The following is an 18,647-nucleotide window of genomic DNA, read 5'->3' on the forward strand; positions in this document are numbered from 1 at the left end:
CCACCTCCATCTGCTGGGACGCTCCCAGGCGTGGCCATCACCCATTTCACGGTCCAGATCATCAGCCGCGGCGCGGGGCGCAGTGCGGTGCTGTCAGCCGCTTACCGCCATTGCGCGCGGATGGAGCACGAGGCCGAGGGTCGGACCGTCGATTATGGGAATAAGCGCGGGCTCGCCCACGAGGAGTTTGTTCTTCCACCCGACGCGCCCGCCTGGGTCAGGGCGCTGATCGCCGACCGGTCCGTATCAGGCGCCGCGGAGGCCTTCTGGAACAAGGTCGAGGCCTTCGAGAAGCGACCGGATGCGCAGTTCGCGCGTGAGGCGATCATCGCGCTACCGGTGGAGCTCAGCATCGAGCAGAACATTGCCCTGATGCGGGACTTCGTGAAGGAGCACATCCTCTCGCGCGGTCAGGTCGCGGACTGGGTCTTCCACGATGAGCCGGGCAATCCGCATGCCCATCTGATGACGACCTTGCGCCCGTTGACCGAATCCGGGTTCGGCCCGAAGAAGGTCCCGGTGCTCGGCGACAACGGAGCGCCGCAGCGGACTGAGGCCGGCAAGATCCGCTACCGGCTCTGGGCCGGAGAGAAGGCCGAATTCCTTGCGCAACGTGCGAGCTGGATCGACCTTCAGAACCGCCACCTCGTGCTCGCGGGCCTCGACGTCCGTGTGGACGGGCGATCCTACGCCGAGCGTGGGATCGACACTGTCCCGACCACGCATATCGGCGTGGCCGCCAAGGCGATCGAGCGAAGGGCAGCGCGAGACGGCTCGGCGCCGAAGCTCGATCGACTGGATATCTTCGAGGCGAAGCGGGCGGAAAATGCCCGGCGGATTGAGCGTCGCCCTGAAATCGTCCTGGACATTGTCAGTCGGGAGAAGAGCGTCTTCGACGAGCGGGACATCGCAAAGGTGCTGCACCGCTATGTGAATGATGCCGGGATCTTTCAGGGGCTGATGGCGCGCGTGCTCCAGAGCCCGGATGTGGTGCGCCTGGAGCCGGAGGGCATCGCGTTTCCGACCGGCGCGCGGGCGCCGGCCAGGCTCTCCACCCGCGAGCTGATCCGCCTCGAGGCGGACATGGCCCGCAGGGCTGCGCACTTGTCGCGGGCGAATGGCTTCGCCATTCCGGAGGCGGCATCTAAGGCGACGCTGGCGCGCCACGCGGCCCTGTCCGGAGAGCAGCGCGCGGCGATCGAACGTCTCACATCGCCGGCGCGCATTGCGGCGGTGGTCGGCCGGGCGGGCGCCGGAAAGACCACGATGATGGGGGCTGCCCGCGAGGTCTGGGAAGCGGCCGGCTATCGGGTTGTCGGCGCGGCGCTCGCGGGCAAAGCCGCCGAGGGCCTCGAGAAGGAAGCTGGCATCTCCTCTCTGACGCTCGCGTCATGGGAGCTGCGCTGGCAGAAGGACCGAGACCTTCTCGACGACCGGACGGTCATCGTCATCGACGAGGCGGGCATGGTCGCCTCCCGGCAGATGGCGATGTTCGTGGAAGCCGCGTCCCGGGCAGGCGCAAAGCTCGTCCTGATCGGCGACCCCGATCAGCTCCAGCCCATCGAGGCGGGAGCCGCCTTCCGCGCCATCGCCGAGCGCATAGGATATGCCGAACTCGAGACCATCCGTCGCCAGCGCGAGCAATGGATGCGCGAGGCGTCGTTCGACTTCGCGCGCGGCCGGGTCGCTGAGGCGCTCGCCACCTACGAGGCCCACGGCCGGGTCATCGCGTCCGAGCTGAAGGCGCAGGCGATCGACAACCTGATCAGCGACTGGAACCGGGAGTACGATCCTCAGACCTCCTCCCTGATCCTCGCGCACCTCCGACGGGATGTGCGCATGCTGAACGAGCTGGCGCGCGCCAAGCTCGTCGAGCGTGGGATCCTCGGGGAAGATCATGCCTTCCTGACGGAGGACGGTGTCCGCCGCTTCGCTGCCGGCGACCAGGTGGTCTTCCTGAAGAATGATGCCGGCCTCGGCGTCAAGAATGGGATGATCGGCAAGGTCGCCGAAGTCGCGCCGCGTCGCATTGTCGTCGAGCTCGGCGAGGGTGAGCAGCGACGCCGTATCAACGTCGAGCAGCGCTTCTACCGCAATGTCGATCACGGCTATGCCACGACCATCCACAAATCCCAGGGTGCGACGGTCGATCGTGTGAAGGTGCTTGCCACGCTGTCGCTCGACCGGCACCTCTCCTATGTCGTGATGACCCGCCATCGCCTGGATGTTGCGCTCTATTACGGGCGGCGCTCGTTCGCGATGAATGGGGGCCTTGCCGCGGTGCTGTCTAGGGCGAACGCGAAGGAGACGACGCTCGACTATGCCGGCGGTCGCTTCTATCGCGACGCGCTGCGCTTCGCCTCACACCGCGGGCTGCACATCGTCAAAGTCGCGCGCGCGCTCGTTCAGGACCAGGCGCGCTGGACGCTCCGGCAGAAAGACAGGCTGGCCGATCTCGTGTCCCGCTTGCGCGCCCTCGGCGAGAAGATCGGGCTCGTCGGGATCCATCAGAAGTCCGCAACCGCACTGTCCAAGGAGGCGCTGCCCATGGTCGAAGGGGTCGCCGCGTTCCCGAAATCCATCGTCCACACGATCGAGGACAAGGTCCTTGCCGATCCTGCCGTCAAGAAGCAATGGGAGGAGATCCTCAGTCGCTTCAAGCTCGTCTATGCGCAGCCGGAGGCCGCGTTCAAAGCGCTCGCCCTGGACACCATGCTGAAGGATCCTGTGGCGGCGTCAGCGACGCTTGAGAGGCTGGCGCGACAGCCCGAATCCTTCGGTATCCTGCGCGGCAATGTCGGGTTGCTCGCCGGCAGGGCTTCGAAGGAAGATCGGCGGCGTGCCGAGCTGAACGTGCCGGCTCTGAAGGACGACATCGAACGTTACCTGCGCGTGCGCGCGGAGGCGGAGCACAAGCATGAGGCCGAGGAGCGGTCGGTCCGCCAGCGCGCATCCATCGATGTGCCGGCGCTCTCTCCGGCGGCCCACCGCGTGCTTGAGCGCGTGCGCGATGCCATCGACAGAAACGACCTTCCGAGCGCTCTCGGCTTCGCGCTCTCGGACAAGATGGTCAAAGCCGAGATCGATGCCTTCAACAAGGCGGTCGCTGAGCGCTTTGGCGATCGCGCTTTCCTCCCGAATGCCTCGAAAGCAGCAGTCGGCGCCTCATTCGAGCGGCTCGCGGCCGGCATGAACGCGCCCCAGCGCGAGCAACTGGCCACCGCATGGCCGACGATGCGCACAGCCCAGCAGCTCGCCGCACAAGAACGTACCGCCCAGGCGCTTCGTCAGTCCGAGGCTCAGCGCCTGAAGCAGGGGCAGAGGCAGACGCTCCAATGAAAGCCACACGACGCCGGGCGATCATTGTCGGCGCGGTTGGTGCCGCAGTGGCTGGCGGATTTCTGGGCGCCGGGCTGGCCGGCTATCGCATCAATGTGACGCCGAGTTATCCGGTCGGCCTCTGGCGCGTCTCGCCGCTATCTCGGCCGGCTGAGGTCGGCGATCTGGTGCTGATCTGCCCGCCGGCCTCGGAGATTTTTGAACGAGCTAAAGAGCGGGGTTACCTCCTGGGCGGTCCATGCCCAGGCTGGATCGCACCGCTGATCAAAAAGATCGTGGCGGTCGCTGGCCAGCAAATCGATGTTGGCGCCGCGATCCGGATCGACGGTCGCCTCCTTCCTCATTCCGACCTCCGCGCTGCTGACGCGGGGGGCAGGCCGCTCATCGCCTATTCCGGCGGGGTCGTGCCGGCAGGCTTTCTCTTCCTCCACTCCGAATTTGAAGGTTCCTATGACTCCAGATATTTCGGGCCCGTGCCCGCCGCCGGCGTCATTGGGCTGGCGCAGCCGGTCCTCACCTTTGGCGGGTGAAACCCTCTTCAGCGCGGGTCTCGTCGCCGCCGGCGCAGTGATCGGCCTGGTCGCCTGGCAGGGCGATCCTCGGTTGCTGCCGGCAGCGATGCTGTTCCCGGCCATTTGGTCTTTGGCTCCATACCGCGCCGTGGCGAGCTTGGCGTCCGCGGCTTACTTTCTCGCGGCATCGCGGGGGCTGCCGCAGGGCGTGGCCACGTTCTTCGCGAGCGACCTTTTGACCGGCATCGCGCTCTGGGGCATCGCCTCCATTGGCTTTGTTCTCGTCCATGCGACCCTCTGGACGCAACGGGCGGGCTGGAGCGGACCGGCGCGATATGCCATCGCCGCGATCCTGATGGCCTTGCCACCGTTCGGCATCGTTGGCTGGGCCCATCCGATCACTGCCGCCGGCGTCATCTTCCCTGCGATGGGATGGATTGGTTTGCTGGCCGCCTTCATGCTGCTCGTCGGTCTGGCATCGGGGAGACGGTGGCTTCCGGTCGCGCTTCTGCTGGGCCTGTGGGGCATCGCCATTGTCCATTGGCAGCCGCCTCCAACTCCCACTGGATGGGTGGGCGTCGACACGCAACTCCGCGACATCATTGGCCCAGGGACAGCCTACGCGTTCCAGACCGCGACGATCGCGAATGTGAAGGCCGCGGTAGCAGCCGGCGCCGAGGTGGTGGTTCTCCCGGAAAGCGCTGCTGGCCAATGGACCGCGACCGTTGAACGGCTCTGGGTCGAAAGGTTCCGGGGTCAGCCGGCAGTGATCGCTCTCGGCGCAATCCTGATCACGCGTGAGGGTTACGACAACGTCCTGATGGAGGTCTCGGCGGCAGGCGCACGCGTGCTTTATCGCGAGCGGATGCCAGTCCCGGTCTCAATGTGGCGCCCGTGGTCAGACGGGTCGGGGTCCGGTAGTGGAGCACGGGCGGACTTCTTCGCCAATCCCGTTGTGACGCTCGCCGGCCGGCGCATTGCCCCCTTGATTTGCTACGAGCAGCTCATTGTCTGGCCGGTGCTGCAATCGATGCTGCACACGCCCGATGTGATCGTTAGCGCAGGGAATGGCTGGTGGGCGGCCGGCACAAACATCATCGCAATCCAGCACGCCAACGCAGAAGCCTGGGCGAGGTTGTTCGGCCTCCCACTTGTGCTCGCCTTCAACACCTGAGGTCGCCATGTTCGATGCCGCTATGATCAAGCAGTGCGCCGACCCGGCGCTCAAGCCCGCGATTGTCGAAAAATTCGTCTCCGCTGTCGGTTCCGATAACCCGCTTGCGATCTCCATCACCTCCGGAAAGCGAGTGATCCTCGTGCCACCGTCGGCGACACCAGAGGATGCGGTATCGCTTATCCGGAGCTATCTGGGCCACGCTGTCGTACGCGTCGGCATCACTCAATTGCCAGCCGGTGTTGGTACGGCTGACCCGAGCGAAATCACGGAGGTCGTCGACCCCTGCACCAACATCAAGCTCGGCACGCAGCTGTTCGGCAAAATCTATCGCATCGTTGTGAAATGGTATGGTGCACCACGTGACGAGGCGCTTACAGACGCGATCTCGGCATGGAAAACCGGCTATTTTGACGGTGAGTATGTCTTTTCGCAGCCGGATCCAGGTCCTCCGAAGGCTAATGGCGGAGCTGATAGTATCAACGGGGATCAAACATATGAAGGAGTCAGTCGAGAAGGGGCAAAATCGCAGCCTGTTCAGCAGCCGGATCTGGAGACCAAGGCCAATAATCCCAACACGGCCGATATTAGGGTAGACCTAAGCGCACTGTCAGGCCGAAAATAGAAATAAATCAGAGAGATTATTTTCATCGCCACGAAGCCGGTGCCACAAATTCCCACGTCCCCTTGGTCCCCTCACGGTGATGCTGGCGACTTGGATGGGAACCGGCTGTGACAAACGTCTGCAACCATGGGGTTGTATAATCATCCTCGCGATTGCCGGGTTGGACCGATCCGAGGAAAGACAATGTCCGTATACCAAGAGACCAGAACTTTCATTGGGTTTGACGGAATTCCGCGATTCTGGCGGGCTCAGATAATCGGTTGGGGTTTATTCGCTATAGTAGATTTCTCTGATAGACAGCTCATATACGAAAATGTACTCGTCTCAATTGTACTATCAGTCATTGCATTTCCGGCATTTTTAATATTATCCGCGGGAATGCGGCGGATATATTTAGATCGCATGGCGAAGGTTCAGTCCATCGCAAAAAGCATTGGAATGATTGTGATTCTCTCGCTAACAGGCGGAATCATTATTTCTGGATTGATCGCATCAATACGATTGACGATGGGCTGGAGTATTCCATTTTGGAGCACGTATGAACAATTATTGATACCATTCATTCACTACACATTTGTATTGGCGAGCTGGAGCATTTTATACTTTTGTGTTCATGCGGAAATGGCAAAGCAATCCGAGCAGCGACGTGCCATTGCAGCAGAAGCGGACGCACTGCGTGCGGAAATCCGCCAACTGCGCCTTCAGCTTGAGCCACATTTTTTGTTTAACGCACTCAACGGCATCATTGAGGAAGTAAGAAGCGGTTCCGGTGCTGCACTCCCAATGATGAAGGATCTCGCTGCGTACCTGAGGCACTCACTTGCCGGAATTCGAAATCCAGTGGTTCAGGCAGAGGATGAAGCAATAGGTCTGATTGCTTATTTGGCTATCCAGAAAGATCGCTTCGGAGAGCGACTAAATTCATCAGTCCTGGTCGACCCAGCTGCCGCTGATCGGCCGATTGCACACTTCCTTCTTCAGCCCCTGGTGGAAAACGCCGTGAACCACGGTGATCGGAGCTCCCTGCTGGAGATTAGCGTTCGCATCACATTCCAAGACACGGCGCTGATAGCCGAAGTTGAGAATACGGGGAGGCTGGAGTCCAATGCGCCGGCGCCTCCTCATGCCGGAATAGGGCTCGCGAATGTCCGTCGACGGCTGGAGGTGCATTATCCTGGTCGGCATCATTTTGCGCTCCGCCAAATCAATCCGGGCGCAGGTGGAGTTGATCATGTTCTTGCGACGCTGGTGCTGGAGGGTGAGCCATGCTCCGCGTCCTGATTGTCGACGACGAGCCTCGCGCTCGCCTGGGGCTGCGACGCCTTCTCGCCGATCATCCGAACGTCGAGGTGGTCGGAGAGGCGGAGGCAATTGCCGACACACTGGAGCTCATCGCATCGAGGCGTCCAGATCTCGTATTCCTCGATATCGCTCTGAACGGATCGAATGGATTTGACGTAATCTCCAACTTTGACAGACCACCGAAGATCGTCTTCATCACAGCGCACCCTGAACACGCTCTGGATGCATTTTCGGTAGCAGCGGTGGACTACATTTTGAAGCCGGTGGACGAGGAGCGGCTGGCGGAAACCATCGTGCGGGTTGAGAAAGCGCTCCTTAGTGAGCGCGCATTTCACCCCCCGATTGAACTGCGGACGCCCAGCCGTTCCGTTCTGGTCGCTCCGCAAGAGATCGTCGCATTAAAGGCCGATGGAGACTTCACACAGGTCCTCCTCGCGGACCAAGGTGCATTGATGATGCTGAGGACACTGAAGCATTTTGAAAGCCAGCTCCCGTCTCCACCTTTCCTACGTCTCGGGCGGTCCCTCATGATCAATCGAGACCGTCTTCGGCGAATTGACGTGCGCTCACGTGATGACATTTGGCTCACGATGGACGGAATATCGTCGCCGTTGACGATCGGGCGGATGGCGGCGCTGCGGCTGCGAGCTGTATTGCGGTCGCGGCCCATCTAGCTGCCGCGTTGGGTCTTCTCAGCACTCATGTTTTAGCAGCGCCGTGTAGATGATGTGCATGGCAAATGGAAAAGCCGATTGTCGTCGTTCGGCTGCACACCTCGAGCCTTTGCGCTCTACGCCATGCTGACCGATTTTAATGTCATGCTCGTCGATCCGTAAGTCTCGTGCCGCTGCGAAACTGAATCGATCGTGCCATCTCCATCATGTCAGAAATTTGCCGGCTGCCCTCCGCAGGCATCCGGAAGGAACGCGGCAGCTCGGCCATGGAGGGCCAAGCCTGCCGGATGGAGAAGTGGATGTCGGCGGCAGCGGAGCGTTTTCTGGACGACTATGTGCCCGATTTGATCGATGCCATGGAAGTTGCTCAGGATGCGCAGACAATTAAGAGCGCACTTGCTCGATTTGCGGACCGCGCCGGTTTCGAGCGCTTCACGTACGCCGCTATCAGGGCAGCAGAGAGTCGTCTCTTCTCAAACTACCCAGAAGAGTGGGTTCAACGTTATCTCTCCAGGAATTACTTTGCGATCGATCCAGTTGTCGTGACCGCTCGGCGGTCGATGCTGCCGTTTGCGTGGTCGGGACCGGTAATGGGGCGGGCAAATCCCGAGGTTTCTGAGATAATCGAGGAAGCAAAGGCGTTCGGGCGAGTCTCGGGGTTTTCTATTCCCATCAGGGTCGGGTTCGGAACCATGGCAATGCTGACCCTGGCCTCAGAGCGCCCGACCGAGACCATCGCCGTTCGCGACCCCACACACGTGACGACGGCAGTTGCCCTCCTGCATCTCAACATTACGCGACTTGGATCGGCCCTTTTGAACGCCGCCGATATAACTCTATCACCTCGCGAACTCACTTGTCTTAAGTGGGCGTCTATGGGTAAGACGAAGGCTGAAACAGGAAGTATGCTCGGTATTACTGAGAAGACCGTGAGATTCTACCTTGAGCAGGCTCGGGAAAAGCTCCATGCGGCGAACATAGCGCATGCCGTGTGGATCGCCACTACACGTGAGTTAATCTGACCGCCAGGGTGAGCCAAAGTCCTTCGGTTGCGATCAGTGTATCGGCCCTCGGAGATATGGAAGGGCCGCTAGCGCGATTTGCCCCGCTGGGTACTCGATCTAACCTCAGCTTGGACAATTCAATTTCAGTAAGAAGCCGGAAAGACAATATCCTGGTCCACGAGGACGTTGAATTGGTATCCCGGCCGGATCTGAAGCGTCGGTTGGACATTCAGGTTTTTTGAGATCGTCTCCTGGGCGAACCGGCCGAAGGTTTCCACGAAAGACTGTTGAGCAGCGAACTGCGCACTGTTGGTGCTGTTGAAGGGATTATTGCTCTGTGGCGTCGCCGCGTTGATGCCGGCGCCGATCAGCGCGACAAGGATCGCCGACCCGAAGGTCTGGAAATACTTGTTGTCGACCTCGTCATTGAAGCCGCCATACCCTGCGGCGTCTGTTCCCGCCATGTTGCCAATCTGTAGTGTCGAGCCGTTCGGAAAAATGATGTCGGTCCACACCACGAGCACGCGGCTCTGTCCGAACGACACCTTGGAGTCGTACTTGCCCAGTAGTTTCGTGCCTTGCGGGATCAGCAAGCAATGGCCGGTCGCGCTGTCATAGACGTTCTGGCTAACCTGGGCCGTGATGCGGCCGGGAAGATCCGAATTGATGCCCGTGATCAACGTCGCCGGAATAACCGAGCCGCGCTTGAGTTCGAAACGGGAGGTCTGTGTAACGACCTGATTGGGCAGGTAGCCGACCTGTTTTAAGTCCTGGTTGAAAAAGGTCTCCTTGGCATTCTGGCCATTCGGATCGACTGCCCCTCCTAAGCCGCCCTTTAATGCGGCCGTATAGAGGTCGGAGGAACTGGCCGGGGAGCCGGTGCTCGCTATCGCAGCGCCATTCGGCCCCGGCCGTGCCACGGACGCCTGCGCGCCCTTGATATCCACGGTAATGGGCGAATCGTAGGCCGCGTGGTCGGCCTGCAGCTGGGCCATCCTCTGGCGTTGGCGCTCCCGGATGTATTGCTCTTCCTGCTCGCGGAGGAGACGCGCACGCCAAGCCTCCTCCGGCTCAAGCGCCTGGGACGTTCCGGCCGTGCGTGGAGGGGTGGGCACCGGTGGCGGAGAAGGCGGGTGGGCCTCCGCTGGCCGTTCGGTCGGCGGCGGGGGTGTGACCTCCTGTGGCGCGCCGATGATGCCGTCACGCACCCCAGCCTTCAGCTGGTCGCGAAAGCTGGATGCCGGTGGTGAATTGGACCCGGCCTCAAGACCGCGGTCCGCCCAGCGCATGCCACGGGTCGAGAGCCCGTAAACGATCACCCCGAAGAACACGACCGCGAGGGCGATCGCGATGACCACCGGCAGGCGATTGAGGCGCCGGATGCGAGGAGGTTGGGAAGGCGCGCCCCCGAGATTGAGAGAGCCACTCATGACATCTGCCCCCTCTCCAACACCGAGAGCGGGCTCGAAGGCGCGGCGCCGGCGGTCGTGACGCGATAGAAACGTCCAAGGTCGAAATCGCTCGTCGACAGGCGGGCGAGATACTGCCCATCCATTGGCTCCACGACATAGGCGAGCGTGATTGTTGGGCCGGTCTGGGCCTGGCCGTCCGTCACCACGCCATATCCCCAGGACTTCAGCGAGCTTTGCAGTGCCTGGCTGAAGGGGGAGCCATCGGTTTTGAGTTGAACAGTCGGACGAGCGGGCCCGATCCGCTCACTCAACCGACCGACCATGTCACCGGCAATTGCGGCGGCAGCCGCCGGCGGAATCTCCGAGGGACCAGAGCTCATTGTAAGAGCGCCATCGCCCATGGTCCCACAGCCGGCAAGGCACATTGCCGCCAGGAGCGCGGCCGTCGCGCGGGAGAGGGTTGCCAAGTTCGCCATTCTCAGCCCCCGCGACGGATCGTGATTTTTTGCTGCGTCCAGCCGACGCCGGAAATCAGGATCGCTTCGTCGATCTGATAGTCGACAACCATCATCGTTCCGTTGAGGCGATAATTGACGATGCGGTTCTGCCCACCCGAGGCGACGAACAAGACAGGCGCGTCCTGCCCGGGCAATGCCGACGGGAACTGGATGTAGGTCTTCAGTCCGTCCGAATAGACCCGCGACGGGCGCCAGGTCGCATTTCCAATGACCTGGAACTCGAAATTCAGCTGCTCGGCTGGAATGCCGCCGGCACCACCCGCCTGGACACGTGCGTTGACCTCCGAAAGCTTCGCACTGACGTCTTCGGGATAGGCGAATGCAACACGCGCCATGTACTGGCCGGAGCTCGACTTCAATTGGATGTGGTAGGTCCGCCGCGACGTCGTCACCACCATCGAGGTCACAAGGCCAGCCTCGGCCGGCTTGACGATGAGGTGCACGGCCTGAGCGCCGGCTGCGCCGGAAGTCGCGGGCTCGACTTTCCACCGGACCGTGTCCCCGACGAGCACGTCACGGACCACCTCACCCCCTTGGAGCTCGATGTCGCAGACCTGGAGGGGCGAGCAGACGACGGATGGCTGGACCTCGCCATAAAGGAATATGACTTGCCCGTCCGGGCCGCGGGTGACGAGACCCCTGCCCTGCTGCCAACGCGATGAGATCGCGGTCCCTCGCGCCTCGTTGGCAGTCATTCCTTGGGCTCGCACCGCCGTGGTGCTGAAGGCGGTTGATGCCATGATGGCGAGGGCGCATGCGAAAAGCCTGCTCCTAGTCGTATCCATGGCGAACGATGTTGTGGCGATCATAGCTGGGCGGTCCAATCGAAGTCTTTGAGGTACAGCCCGATCGGATTGAGCCGAATAACCCCCTCATCCTGCGGCGGGGTCAGGGTCACCGTTGCAACACCGCGAAAGCGCCGCGCAGCGAGCTCTTTGCCCTGTCGGTCGCGTTCAAACTCGGTCCAATCGATCTGCCAGGACTGAGGTGACAGGGCGACGATGTTGTTCACCTCGACCGCGACGGTCGCCCCCTTTGCCTTCTCGAAAGGCGAGTTCGAACGGAACCAGCCGTTCACTTTCTCTGTCGCGGGATCTGAGGTCCGCAGCATCGCGTAAGCGCGGTCGATGTACCGCTTCTGCACGACCGTGTCGGGCGTCACCGATCTGAATGCCGAGATGAAGCTTCCAAGGGTCGCTCGCACCACGCGCGGGTCGGCATACTCGATCTGTTGAGGGTAGCCGCCACTTGCAGCCGTACCGAGCTTATCGACCTCGACAATGTAGGGAACCAGTTTGACCTGCGTGCTCTGATAGAGCGCGTACGAGCTGCTGACGACCGCCATGGCGAGGGCGATGATGCCCACGGTCCGCCAGGCCGCAGCCGCTCGGACGTAGGAGCCGTAGCGCTCGTTCCATTCTTGGCGCGCGGCAAGGTAGGGGCTTTCTGGAGTGCTCGGCGATGGCATTCAAGGCCTCCCCTTTTTGCGAACGGCGGGCGTCATTTCCCCCCTCCCCTATTTCCCATGGATTGTTTGCGAGCCTCATCGAGCTTGGCATTTGCGAGGCCGAGTGTGGATGTGCCGAACGTGCCCCGGGCGTCCATGGCTTGGTCGCGAGCGGCGGCCGCCACCGCGCCACCCGCGGCGCCAATGCCACCGGCCATCCCCTTGAGCGCGGCCCCGGCCATTGAGGACCCTTGGGCCCGCGCATCGGAATAAGATGCGGCGCCGGCCTTGGCGGCGCCCCAGGCAAGCGAGGCGCCACCCACCGAAGTGGCAAGGGCGAAGTTTGCCGCCTGCGATCCGTGGCGAATGCCTTCCATCCCGCTCGACACGGAGACCCCCTGCACGACGCCCTGGAGGATGCTCGGGACGTACATGGCGATGATGAAGACCACGACGGAGATGCCGGCGATCGCCAAGGTGGTGATGAACTGGTCCGAGGACGCCGTGGGCGCTTCAGCGAGGCCAAGGAGGACGTCGGAGCCGATGCGCGCGATCATGACGAGCGCCATCAGCTTCATGCCGACGCTGAACGCGTAGACGAGGTATCGGACGGCGAAATCCTTTGTGAAGGATGAGCCGCCGAGCCCGAGCATGATCATGCCGGCGAGAAGCCCGACATACATCTCCACCATGACGGCGACGAAGATCGCCGCGACCAGGCTGAAGGAGATGACAACGACGACCATGGCGAAGACCGCGGCGATAGCGAGCGCGTTGTCCTCGAAGAGGCCGAACTTCGCTTGCTCCGACATCTTCGATGCCACGCGGATTCCGGCATCGAAGATGTTCGCGGGCGAAGCGGAGCCACCGCCGGCGCCGATCTGGAAAAGGCTGTCGACGATGGCTTTGGCGAGTGCTGGGCCGCGATCGAGGACGAACGCGAAAAAGCCAATGAACATGATCCGGCGCACCAGCTCGGCAAACCAGCTGTCGAGCGAGGCGGCCTGAAGCGCGAGCCAGACCGCAGCGATGCCGATCTCGATGGCAGCGAGGATCCAGAATAGCGAGCGCGCCGCGCTCGTCACCGTTGCCTCCCAGCCCTTGGCCGCAGTGACGACGGAGTTCTCCAGCGTAGTGAGGACAGCGCCCTGTTGCGCCAGGGCCGGCTCCACAGCCAGGAGAACAATGCCAACCACCAGAACAGTCGTCAGGCCGGCGCGTGGGGGATCATGGCTCACCATCGCGGGCGCATCTCCTGTCCGCCCCGCACATCGATATTGGGGTTGCCGCCTAGGAACTTCTCGGCCCGTTCGCGGCGCTGCGAATCTGAAGAAGTGACAATCGCCGGGGCGGCATCGGCCGATGCCGGAGCAGATGCCGGTCGCGCGGCGATCCAGATGGTGACGCTCGCGCCAATGGCGATAAGCCCGCCCACGATGAGCATGAGGATCCGCGGGCTCACCAGCGCGGTTCCATCGTCTGGCCGCCGCGAACACCATTGACCGGTGCGTTGAAGAATTGCTCCCGTCGCGCTTGGGCCAGGTCTTTCTGTGCCTGGTCCGCTTGGTACCAGGTGCCCACCATCGCCATGTGCTGCGAGAAGAGACCGCGCAGCTTCTGTAACTGGTCGACCTGCTGGGCTGCGATCCCGTGGCCGACCTGGAGGGCCTTCATCTGCCCGTCGGCCGTCTCGGACATCGAGCGAAGCGAGGACATCGTCGCTTCCTCCGTGCCGAACTGTTCGGAGGTCAAGCCTGCCGCCCGCAGGGTACCGGCGATCGTATCGCGGTTGGTGTCGGACCAGCTCTGATACGAGCTGGAGAACGTCGTGCCGCCTGGGAGAGCGCCTCGAAATGACGAATAGCTCTGGAAGCGCTGTCTTAGGACATCGTCGATGTTGCCACCGGAAAAGGCGATCCCCTGCCCTTGGGCAACGACGCTCTGCAGGCGGTTGAGATCCTGCTCGACCTGACCCCACACATGGCTTGGCAGGCGCGCCGTGTTCTGGAGCATGTTGTTGTAGATGTTCAGCTGATTCTGGATCTGCTGCGCCAGCTGGTCGATCTGCTTGAGCTGATTGGTGATCTGATCGGCGGATTTGCCGACGAGGCTCACGAGCTCGCCGTTGTTCAGCAGCTGCGTGAATTCCGTCGCGCCGCCGGCGGCCGCACCGGCGTGCGCCGGGACCGCTGCGATGACGCAGGCGAGCGCAAAGGCGGCGGTGATCGCGCTACGCATTGGCGAGCAGTGTGTGGGCATTCCCAACCCCTCTCTCCGTAAGCCAATGGATGGGCCACGCTTCCTGGAAGGCCTGCCGGAGCGCGCGGACCCGGGCGAGGTCCTCCTTTCCGGAGGCCCCGGCGAATGCGAGCGCGATCGGCCCCAACGCCATATCGAAAAGGCGCCTGCCTTCCGGGGACGCGACGTAGTATTCGCGTTTGGGGGTGGCGGTCGCGACGATCTCGATCTGCCGGCTGTTGAAGCCGATGCGCTCGTAGAACTCGCGCGTTCCGGGTTCGCGCGCCGCGCCATTCGGCAGGCAGATTTTCGTCGGGCAAGACTCCTTCAGCACGTCGATAATCCCCGACCGGTCGGCGTCGGAGATGGACTGCGTCGCGAGGATTACGGCGCAATTCGCCTTGCGTAGCACCTTCAGCCATTCCCGGATCTTGTCCCGGAAGATCGGGTGGCCGAGCATCAGCCAGGCCTCGTCCAGGATGATCAGGCTTGGTGCGCCGGTGAGACGCTTCTCGATGCGTCTGAACAGATAGAGCAGCACGGGGATCAGGTGCCGCTCCCCCATGTTCATGAGCTCCTCGACCTCGAAGGTCTGGAACGCCCTGAGCGTCAGCCCGTCTTCTTCCGCGTCGAGGAGATGGCCCATCGGACCGTCGACGGTGTAGTGGTGGAGAGCGTCCTTGATCTCCCGCAACTGCACCCCGCTGACAAAATCAGAAAGCGACCGGCCCTGCGCCGCCGCCAACAAGCCGATCTGGCGCGAGATCGCATTTCGGTGGTCCGGCGTGATCGTCACGCCTTGCATCGAGACGAGCGTCTCGATCCATTCGCTTGCCCACGCGCGGTCGCTGTCGGTGGCCAGCTCCGCTAGCGGGCAGAAGGAGAGCTCAGCCGCCCCCTCCCCTCCCCCGCCGACGGCATAGTGATCGCCGCCCACGGCCAGCGTCAGAGGCAGCATCGAGCCGCCCTTGTCGAAGGCGAAGACTTGGGCGCGGTCGTAGCGGCGGAACTGCGCTGCGATCAGCGCGAGGAGAGTGGACTTTCCCGACCCGGTCGGTCCGAAGATCAGGGTATGGCCGACGTCGTCAACATGCAGGTTCAATCGAAAAGGGGTCGAGCCGGACGCGACCTGCATCAGCGGCGGAGAACCGACCGGGAAGAAGGGGCATGGCGCGACGGCGCTTCCGGACCAGACCGAGTTGAGCGGGATGAGGTCGGCGAGGTTCCGGGTGTTGATGAGCGGTTCGCGGACATTGGCGTACCAGTTTCCGGGAAGGCTGCCGAGATAGGCCTCGGTTGCGTTCAGGGTTTCGATGCGCGCCCCGAACCCTTCGGCCTGTACGAGGCGGCGCACAGCCTCGGATTTCTCCCGCAGGCGCGCCTCGTCGCTGTCGAAGAGGACGATGACCGGGGTGTAGTACCCATAGGCGACAAGCTGTGACGCGGCCTGGGCAATAGCGTCCTCGGTTTCTGCCACCATCGCCAGTGCGTCCTGGTCGATGGAACGCGAGCTCGTCTGGAACAGCTGATCGAAGAAGGGTCGGACTTTCTGTTGCCATTTCTTCCGCGTGCGCTCGAGGCGTTGTCGCGCTTCCTGCTCGTCGAGAAACATGAAGCGGCTCGACCACCTGTAGGTCAGGGGCATCAAGTCGAGTGAGTTGAGGATCCCGGACCAGCTCTCCGCCGGAAAGCCGTCGATCGCGACGACCGACAGGTATCGGCCATCGAGCAACGGGGAGAGGCCGTGATGGAGCTCCGCAGTTGCGAGCCAGTCCAAATACATCGGCACGCTGGGCAGGCGCACCGGATGGTTCTCGCCGCTGATGCAGAACCGGATGAACTGGAACAGCTCGTCGTAACGAGCCGGGCCATTCGCCTCCTGCGCCACGCGCACGCGCATGCGTCGGATTGAGAGAACGGTCGCAAGATACTGTTCGACTTCCCGGATCGCGTTCTGAAAAGCTTCCAGCACTAGGTCGCCGTATCGCGCCGTCCGGCTTTCGGAGTCGGAATACATGTAGCGGGTGAGCCCCGAGCGGCGGCGCTCTGTCGGCCGATAGGTCAAGATGAGTGCATGCTGGCTCTCGAAATGACCGCCCTCACGCTCGAAGTGGGCGCGGCGTTCGGCATCGATCGCAAGGGTGACCGCATCTGGAAATCGGCTTGCCTGTGGTTGAGGGTACTCCGTCGCCGGGATCCTGACCGCCTCGACCTGGATCATCCATCCAGAGCCCAGGCGTGCGAGGATCGTGTTGATCTGTCGCGAGACTTCGTTCCGCTCGGGATTGGTCGAGCTTTCGGAGTCGGGGCCCGCGAAGTACCAGCCCGCCATGAGCGAGCCGTCCTTAAGGAGGATCACGCCGTCGGCCACGACGCCAGCATATGGCAGGAGATCGGCGAACGACGGTCCGTGATGGCGGAAATCACGCAGCGCGACCATGGACCCGCCTCAGTATCTGCGCCACGGTGACGACGTCGGCCGGTAATCGGGCCGATAGCGAATGTGTCGCGCATAGACCTGCCGCATCAGCGGGTCGGACTTGGCCATCATTCGCAGCATGCCGACGACCACGGACCAGATCACTAGACCGAGAAGTGCGGCGTACCAGGTCAACACCACGAAGATCAGGATGATTGCGGCGAGGCCCGTCACAAGAACGAGCTCGCGGTCAGCGCCCATGAGGAGGTTCGGCCGCGAAAGCGCCCGGTGGATAAGGCTCCGGGCAAGCGGGGACGGCACATCAGCCATCTAGGCTGCCCCCTGCCCTATCGATCAGCGAGCTCACGTCGCCGATCGATGCGCCGGTCGCCCCGAACATGCCGACGATCTGGGTGGCGCCGAGCAGGATGCCGGCGACCAGCACCACGTACATGAGGCGCCGCGCGAAATCGTTCAGCTCGCCACCGAAGATGAGCATGCCGCCCGCAACCGCGACCGCGGCTAGGGCGATGAAGCCTGCGACGGGTCCAGTGATGGACTGCTGGATCTGCTGGAGGGGGGCTTCCCAGGGAAGGCCGCCCCCGCCGCCGGTGGCGGCCATCGCCGGTCCCGCCGCAAGTGCGAGAACCGCGACCGCAAACCCCACGCGCATTGCCCGTCTACCCAGCATGCTGAACTCCTCCGCAGATTTCCATTTGGTAGGCACCGTCGACGTAGCGCTCGACGTGCACGACATCCCGCACGCAGCGGTTGCGCGGTGTGCGCTCGATCGAGACGATCAGGTCCACTGCCTCGCCGATCACCTCGCGCATCGGCTGGTGGCTCACCTCAGCGGTAAGCTGCTCGAGCCTGCGCAGTGCCGACTGGGCGGTGTTGCTATGGATGGTCGTGACACCGCCCGGGTGACCTGTGTTCCAAGCCTTGAGCAAGGTCAGCGCAGCGCCATCGCGCACCTCCCCGACGATGATCCGATCCGGCCGGAGGCGCATAGTGCTCTTCAGGAGGCGGGCCATGTCGACCGCGTCGCTGGTCTTCAGGGAAACCGCGTTTTCGGCGGCGCATTGGATCTCGCCGGTGTCCTCCAGGATCACCAGACGGTGGTCGGGGGCGACATTCACCATTTCGGTGATGACGGCGTTGGCGAGCGTGGTTTTGCCGCTCCCAGTTCCGCCCGAGATCACGATATTGAGGCGTGCCTCGATGGCATTACGGATGGCCTTGAACTGGCCCTCGGTCAGCACGCCGGCGCCGACATACTCCTCCAGGCTGATGAGCTTGGAGGCTCGCTTGCGGATCGTGAAGCTAGGCGACTGGACGATGGGCGGCAGAAGGCCCTCGAACCTATGCCCTCCAATTGGCAGCTCCCCTGAGACGATCGGCTTCTCGTGATCGACCTCGGATTGGAGTGCGTGCGCAACGCTTCCGATGATGATCTCCGCCGAGCCGGAAGGCATCGAGCCAGCGTGCGTCATCCCCTGCCCTAGCCGCTCGATGAAGAGACGCCCGTCTGGATTGACCATGATTTCAACGACAGTCGGCTCATCCAAGGCTGAGCAAATGGTGTCACCAAGAGCAGTCTGGAGCTTGCGGACCAGTCGCGGGTGGGAGCGCAGCTCCATCACCGCGCCGTCCCGACGCCGGCGATGTGGCATACCTCAGCCTGGAAAGCTCGAAAGCTCGTGCTGTTCACGGTGAATGTCCCTCACCCAAATCGTGGTGAAGGAAACCAGCATGTGGACGGCACGAGGGTCACCCCGGCAGAAATGCCGGGCCAGCCGCAAATAGGGGACCAGTGGAACCGGAGGCTGCCGATTCTGCGGCGAAGGCCTTGCACTGAGCCGGTGCCTCGCATCGCTTGAAGAGAGCTTGGACCCGGCATTTATGCGGGGTAGCAGCTACGTTTGCGTTATAGGCTAAGCTATTGAAAATAAGGCGACTATTGCTGATCGATCGCCTAGCATA

18 protein-coding genes are annotated in these 18,647 nt (G+C 62.6%); 7 read left to right on the forward strand and 11 right to left on the reverse strand.

The window, feature by feature from the left end; genetic code table 11:
• Positions 1 to 30: 30 nt before the first annotated feature.
• From traA to EDC64_RS20210, 7 genes are all read left to right on the forward strand, one after another.
• On the forward strand, positions 31 to 3,339 hold the full coding sequence (traA, locus tag EDC64_RS20180; protein ID WP_132034759.1) for a Ti-type conjugative transfer relaxase TraA: 3,309 nt from the start codon (positions 31 to 33) through the stop codon (positions 3,337 to 3,339).
• A complete protein-coding gene (gene traF / locus EDC64_RS20185; RefSeq protein ID WP_132034761.1) occupies positions 3,336 to 3,869 on the forward strand; it encodes a conjugative transfer signal peptidase TraF in 534 nt (177 codons plus the stop codon). Before traA ends, traF begins: the two co-directional genes overlap by 4 nt.
• Positions 3,859 to 5,025: a conjugal transfer protein TraB gene (locus EDC64_RS20190; RefSeq protein WP_245504809.1), complete on the forward strand. Its 1,167-nt coding sequence runs from the start codon at positions 3,859 to 3,861 to the stop codon at positions 5,023 to 5,025. Before traF ends, EDC64_RS20190 begins: the two co-directional genes overlap by 11 nt.
• A gap of 7 nt (positions 5,026 to 5,032) precedes the next feature.
• Positions 5,033 to 5,650 carry a lysozyme family protein gene (locus tag EDC64_RS20195; protein ID WP_132034765.1) on the forward strand — a complete coding sequence of 206 codons (618 nt, stop codon included), beginning with the start codon at positions 5,033 to 5,035 and terminating at the stop codon, positions 5,648 to 5,650.
• A gap of 402 nt (positions 5,651 to 6,052) precedes the next feature.
• The gene (locus EDC64_RS20200) at positions 6,053 to 6,931 is read left to right on the forward strand and encodes a sensor histidine kinase (protein WP_165933831.1); all 879 of its coding nucleotides are present in this window, start codon (positions 6,053 to 6,055) and stop codon (positions 6,929 to 6,931) included.
• Positions 6,916 to 7,626 (forward strand): LytR/AlgR family response regulator transcription factor, encoded by a 711-nt coding sequence (locus tag EDC64_RS20205; protein ID WP_132034769.1) that lies wholly within the window; start codon positions 6,916 to 6,918, stop codon positions 7,624 to 7,626. The genes EDC64_RS20200 and EDC64_RS20205 overlap by 16 nt, the downstream gene beginning before the upstream one ends.
• A 299-nt stretch (positions 7,627 to 7,925) precedes the next feature.
• The gene (locus EDC64_RS20210) at positions 7,926 to 8,648 is read left to right on the forward strand and encodes a helix-turn-helix transcriptional regulator (protein ID WP_165933832.1); all 723 of its coding nucleotides are present in this window, start codon (positions 7,926 to 7,928) and stop codon (positions 8,646 to 8,648) included.
• A 125-nt stretch (positions 8,649 to 8,773) separates the two neighbouring features.
• On the opposite strand, the gene trbI is transcribed toward EDC64_RS20210, so the two are convergent.
• The 11 genes from trbI to trbB all read right to left on the reverse strand — a co-directional run bounded on the left by trbI (position 8,774) and on the right by trbB (position 18,307).
• Positions 8,774 to 10,060, reverse strand: a complete 1,287-nt coding sequence (gene trbI, locus EDC64_RS20215; RefSeq protein ID WP_132034773.1) for an IncP-type conjugal transfer protein TrbI — start codon at positions 10,058 to 10,060, stop codon at positions 8,774 to 8,776.
• A complete protein-coding gene (trbH, locus tag EDC64_RS20220) occupies positions 10,057 to 10,518 on the reverse strand; it encodes a conjugal transfer protein TrbH (RefSeq protein ID WP_207916149.1) in 462 nt (153 codons plus the stop codon). The genes trbI and trbH overlap by 4 nt, the downstream gene beginning before the upstream one ends.
• A 2-nt stretch (positions 10,519 to 10,520) precedes the next feature.
• Positions 10,521 to 11,300: a P-type conjugative transfer protein TrbG gene (trbG, locus tag EDC64_RS20225; protein ID WP_245504815.1), complete on the reverse strand. Its 780-nt coding sequence runs from the start codon at positions 11,298 to 11,300 to the stop codon at positions 10,521 to 10,523.
• Positions 11,301 to 11,365: 65 nt separating this feature from the next.
• A complete protein-coding gene (gene trbF, locus EDC64_RS20230) occupies positions 11,366 to 12,028 on the reverse strand; it encodes a conjugal transfer protein TrbF (protein ID WP_132034775.1) in 663 nt (220 codons plus the stop codon).
• A gap of 32 nt (positions 12,029 to 12,060) precedes the next feature.
• Positions 12,061 to 13,248: a P-type conjugative transfer protein TrbL gene (gene trbL, locus EDC64_RS20235; protein WP_132034777.1), complete on the reverse strand. Its 1,188-nt coding sequence runs from the start codon at positions 13,246 to 13,248 to the stop codon at positions 12,061 to 12,063.
• Positions 13,242 to 13,469, reverse strand: coding sequence for an entry exclusion protein TrbK (gene trbK / locus EDC64_RS20240; protein ID WP_132034779.1), 228 nt, complete (start codon positions 13,467 to 13,469; stop codon positions 13,242 to 13,244). Before trbK ends, trbL begins: the two co-directional genes overlap by 7 nt.
• A complete protein-coding gene (gene trbJ / locus EDC64_RS20245) occupies positions 13,466 to 14,245 on the reverse strand; it encodes a P-type conjugative transfer protein TrbJ (protein WP_245504810.1) in 780 nt (259 codons plus the stop codon). Before trbJ ends, trbK begins: the two co-directional genes overlap by 4 nt.
• Positions 14,238 to 16,685: a conjugal transfer protein TrbE gene (locus EDC64_RS20250; protein ID WP_132034784.1), complete on the reverse strand. Its 2,448-nt coding sequence runs from the start codon at positions 16,683 to 16,685 to the stop codon at positions 14,238 to 14,240. Before EDC64_RS20250 ends, trbJ begins: the two co-directional genes overlap by 8 nt.
• Before the next feature lie 9 nt (positions 16,686 to 16,694).
• The gene (locus EDC64_RS20255; protein ID WP_132034786.1) at positions 16,695 to 16,994 is read right to left on the reverse strand and encodes a conjugal transfer protein TrbD; all 300 of its coding nucleotides are present in this window, start codon (positions 16,992 to 16,994) and stop codon (positions 16,695 to 16,697) included.
• Entirely contained in the window at positions 16,987 to 17,355 is a 369-nt protein-coding gene (locus EDC64_RS20260) for a TrbC/VirB2 family protein (protein ID WP_132034788.1), read from the reverse strand. The genes EDC64_RS20255 and EDC64_RS20260 overlap by 8 nt, the downstream gene beginning before the upstream one ends.
• The gene (gene trbB / locus EDC64_RS20265) at positions 17,345 to 18,307 is read right to left on the reverse strand and encodes a P-type conjugative transfer ATPase TrbB (protein WP_132034790.1); all 963 of its coding nucleotides are present in this window, start codon (positions 18,305 to 18,307) and stop codon (positions 17,345 to 17,347) included. Before trbB ends, EDC64_RS20260 begins: the two co-directional genes overlap by 11 nt.
• Between the last annotated feature and the right edge of the window lie 340 nt (positions 18,308 to 18,647).

It is taken from the genome of Aquabacter spiritensis, from assembly GCF_004346185.1.
GTDB classification, from domain to species: domain Bacteria; phylum Pseudomonadota; class Alphaproteobacteria; order Rhizobiales; family Xanthobacteraceae; genus Aquabacter; species Aquabacter spiritensis.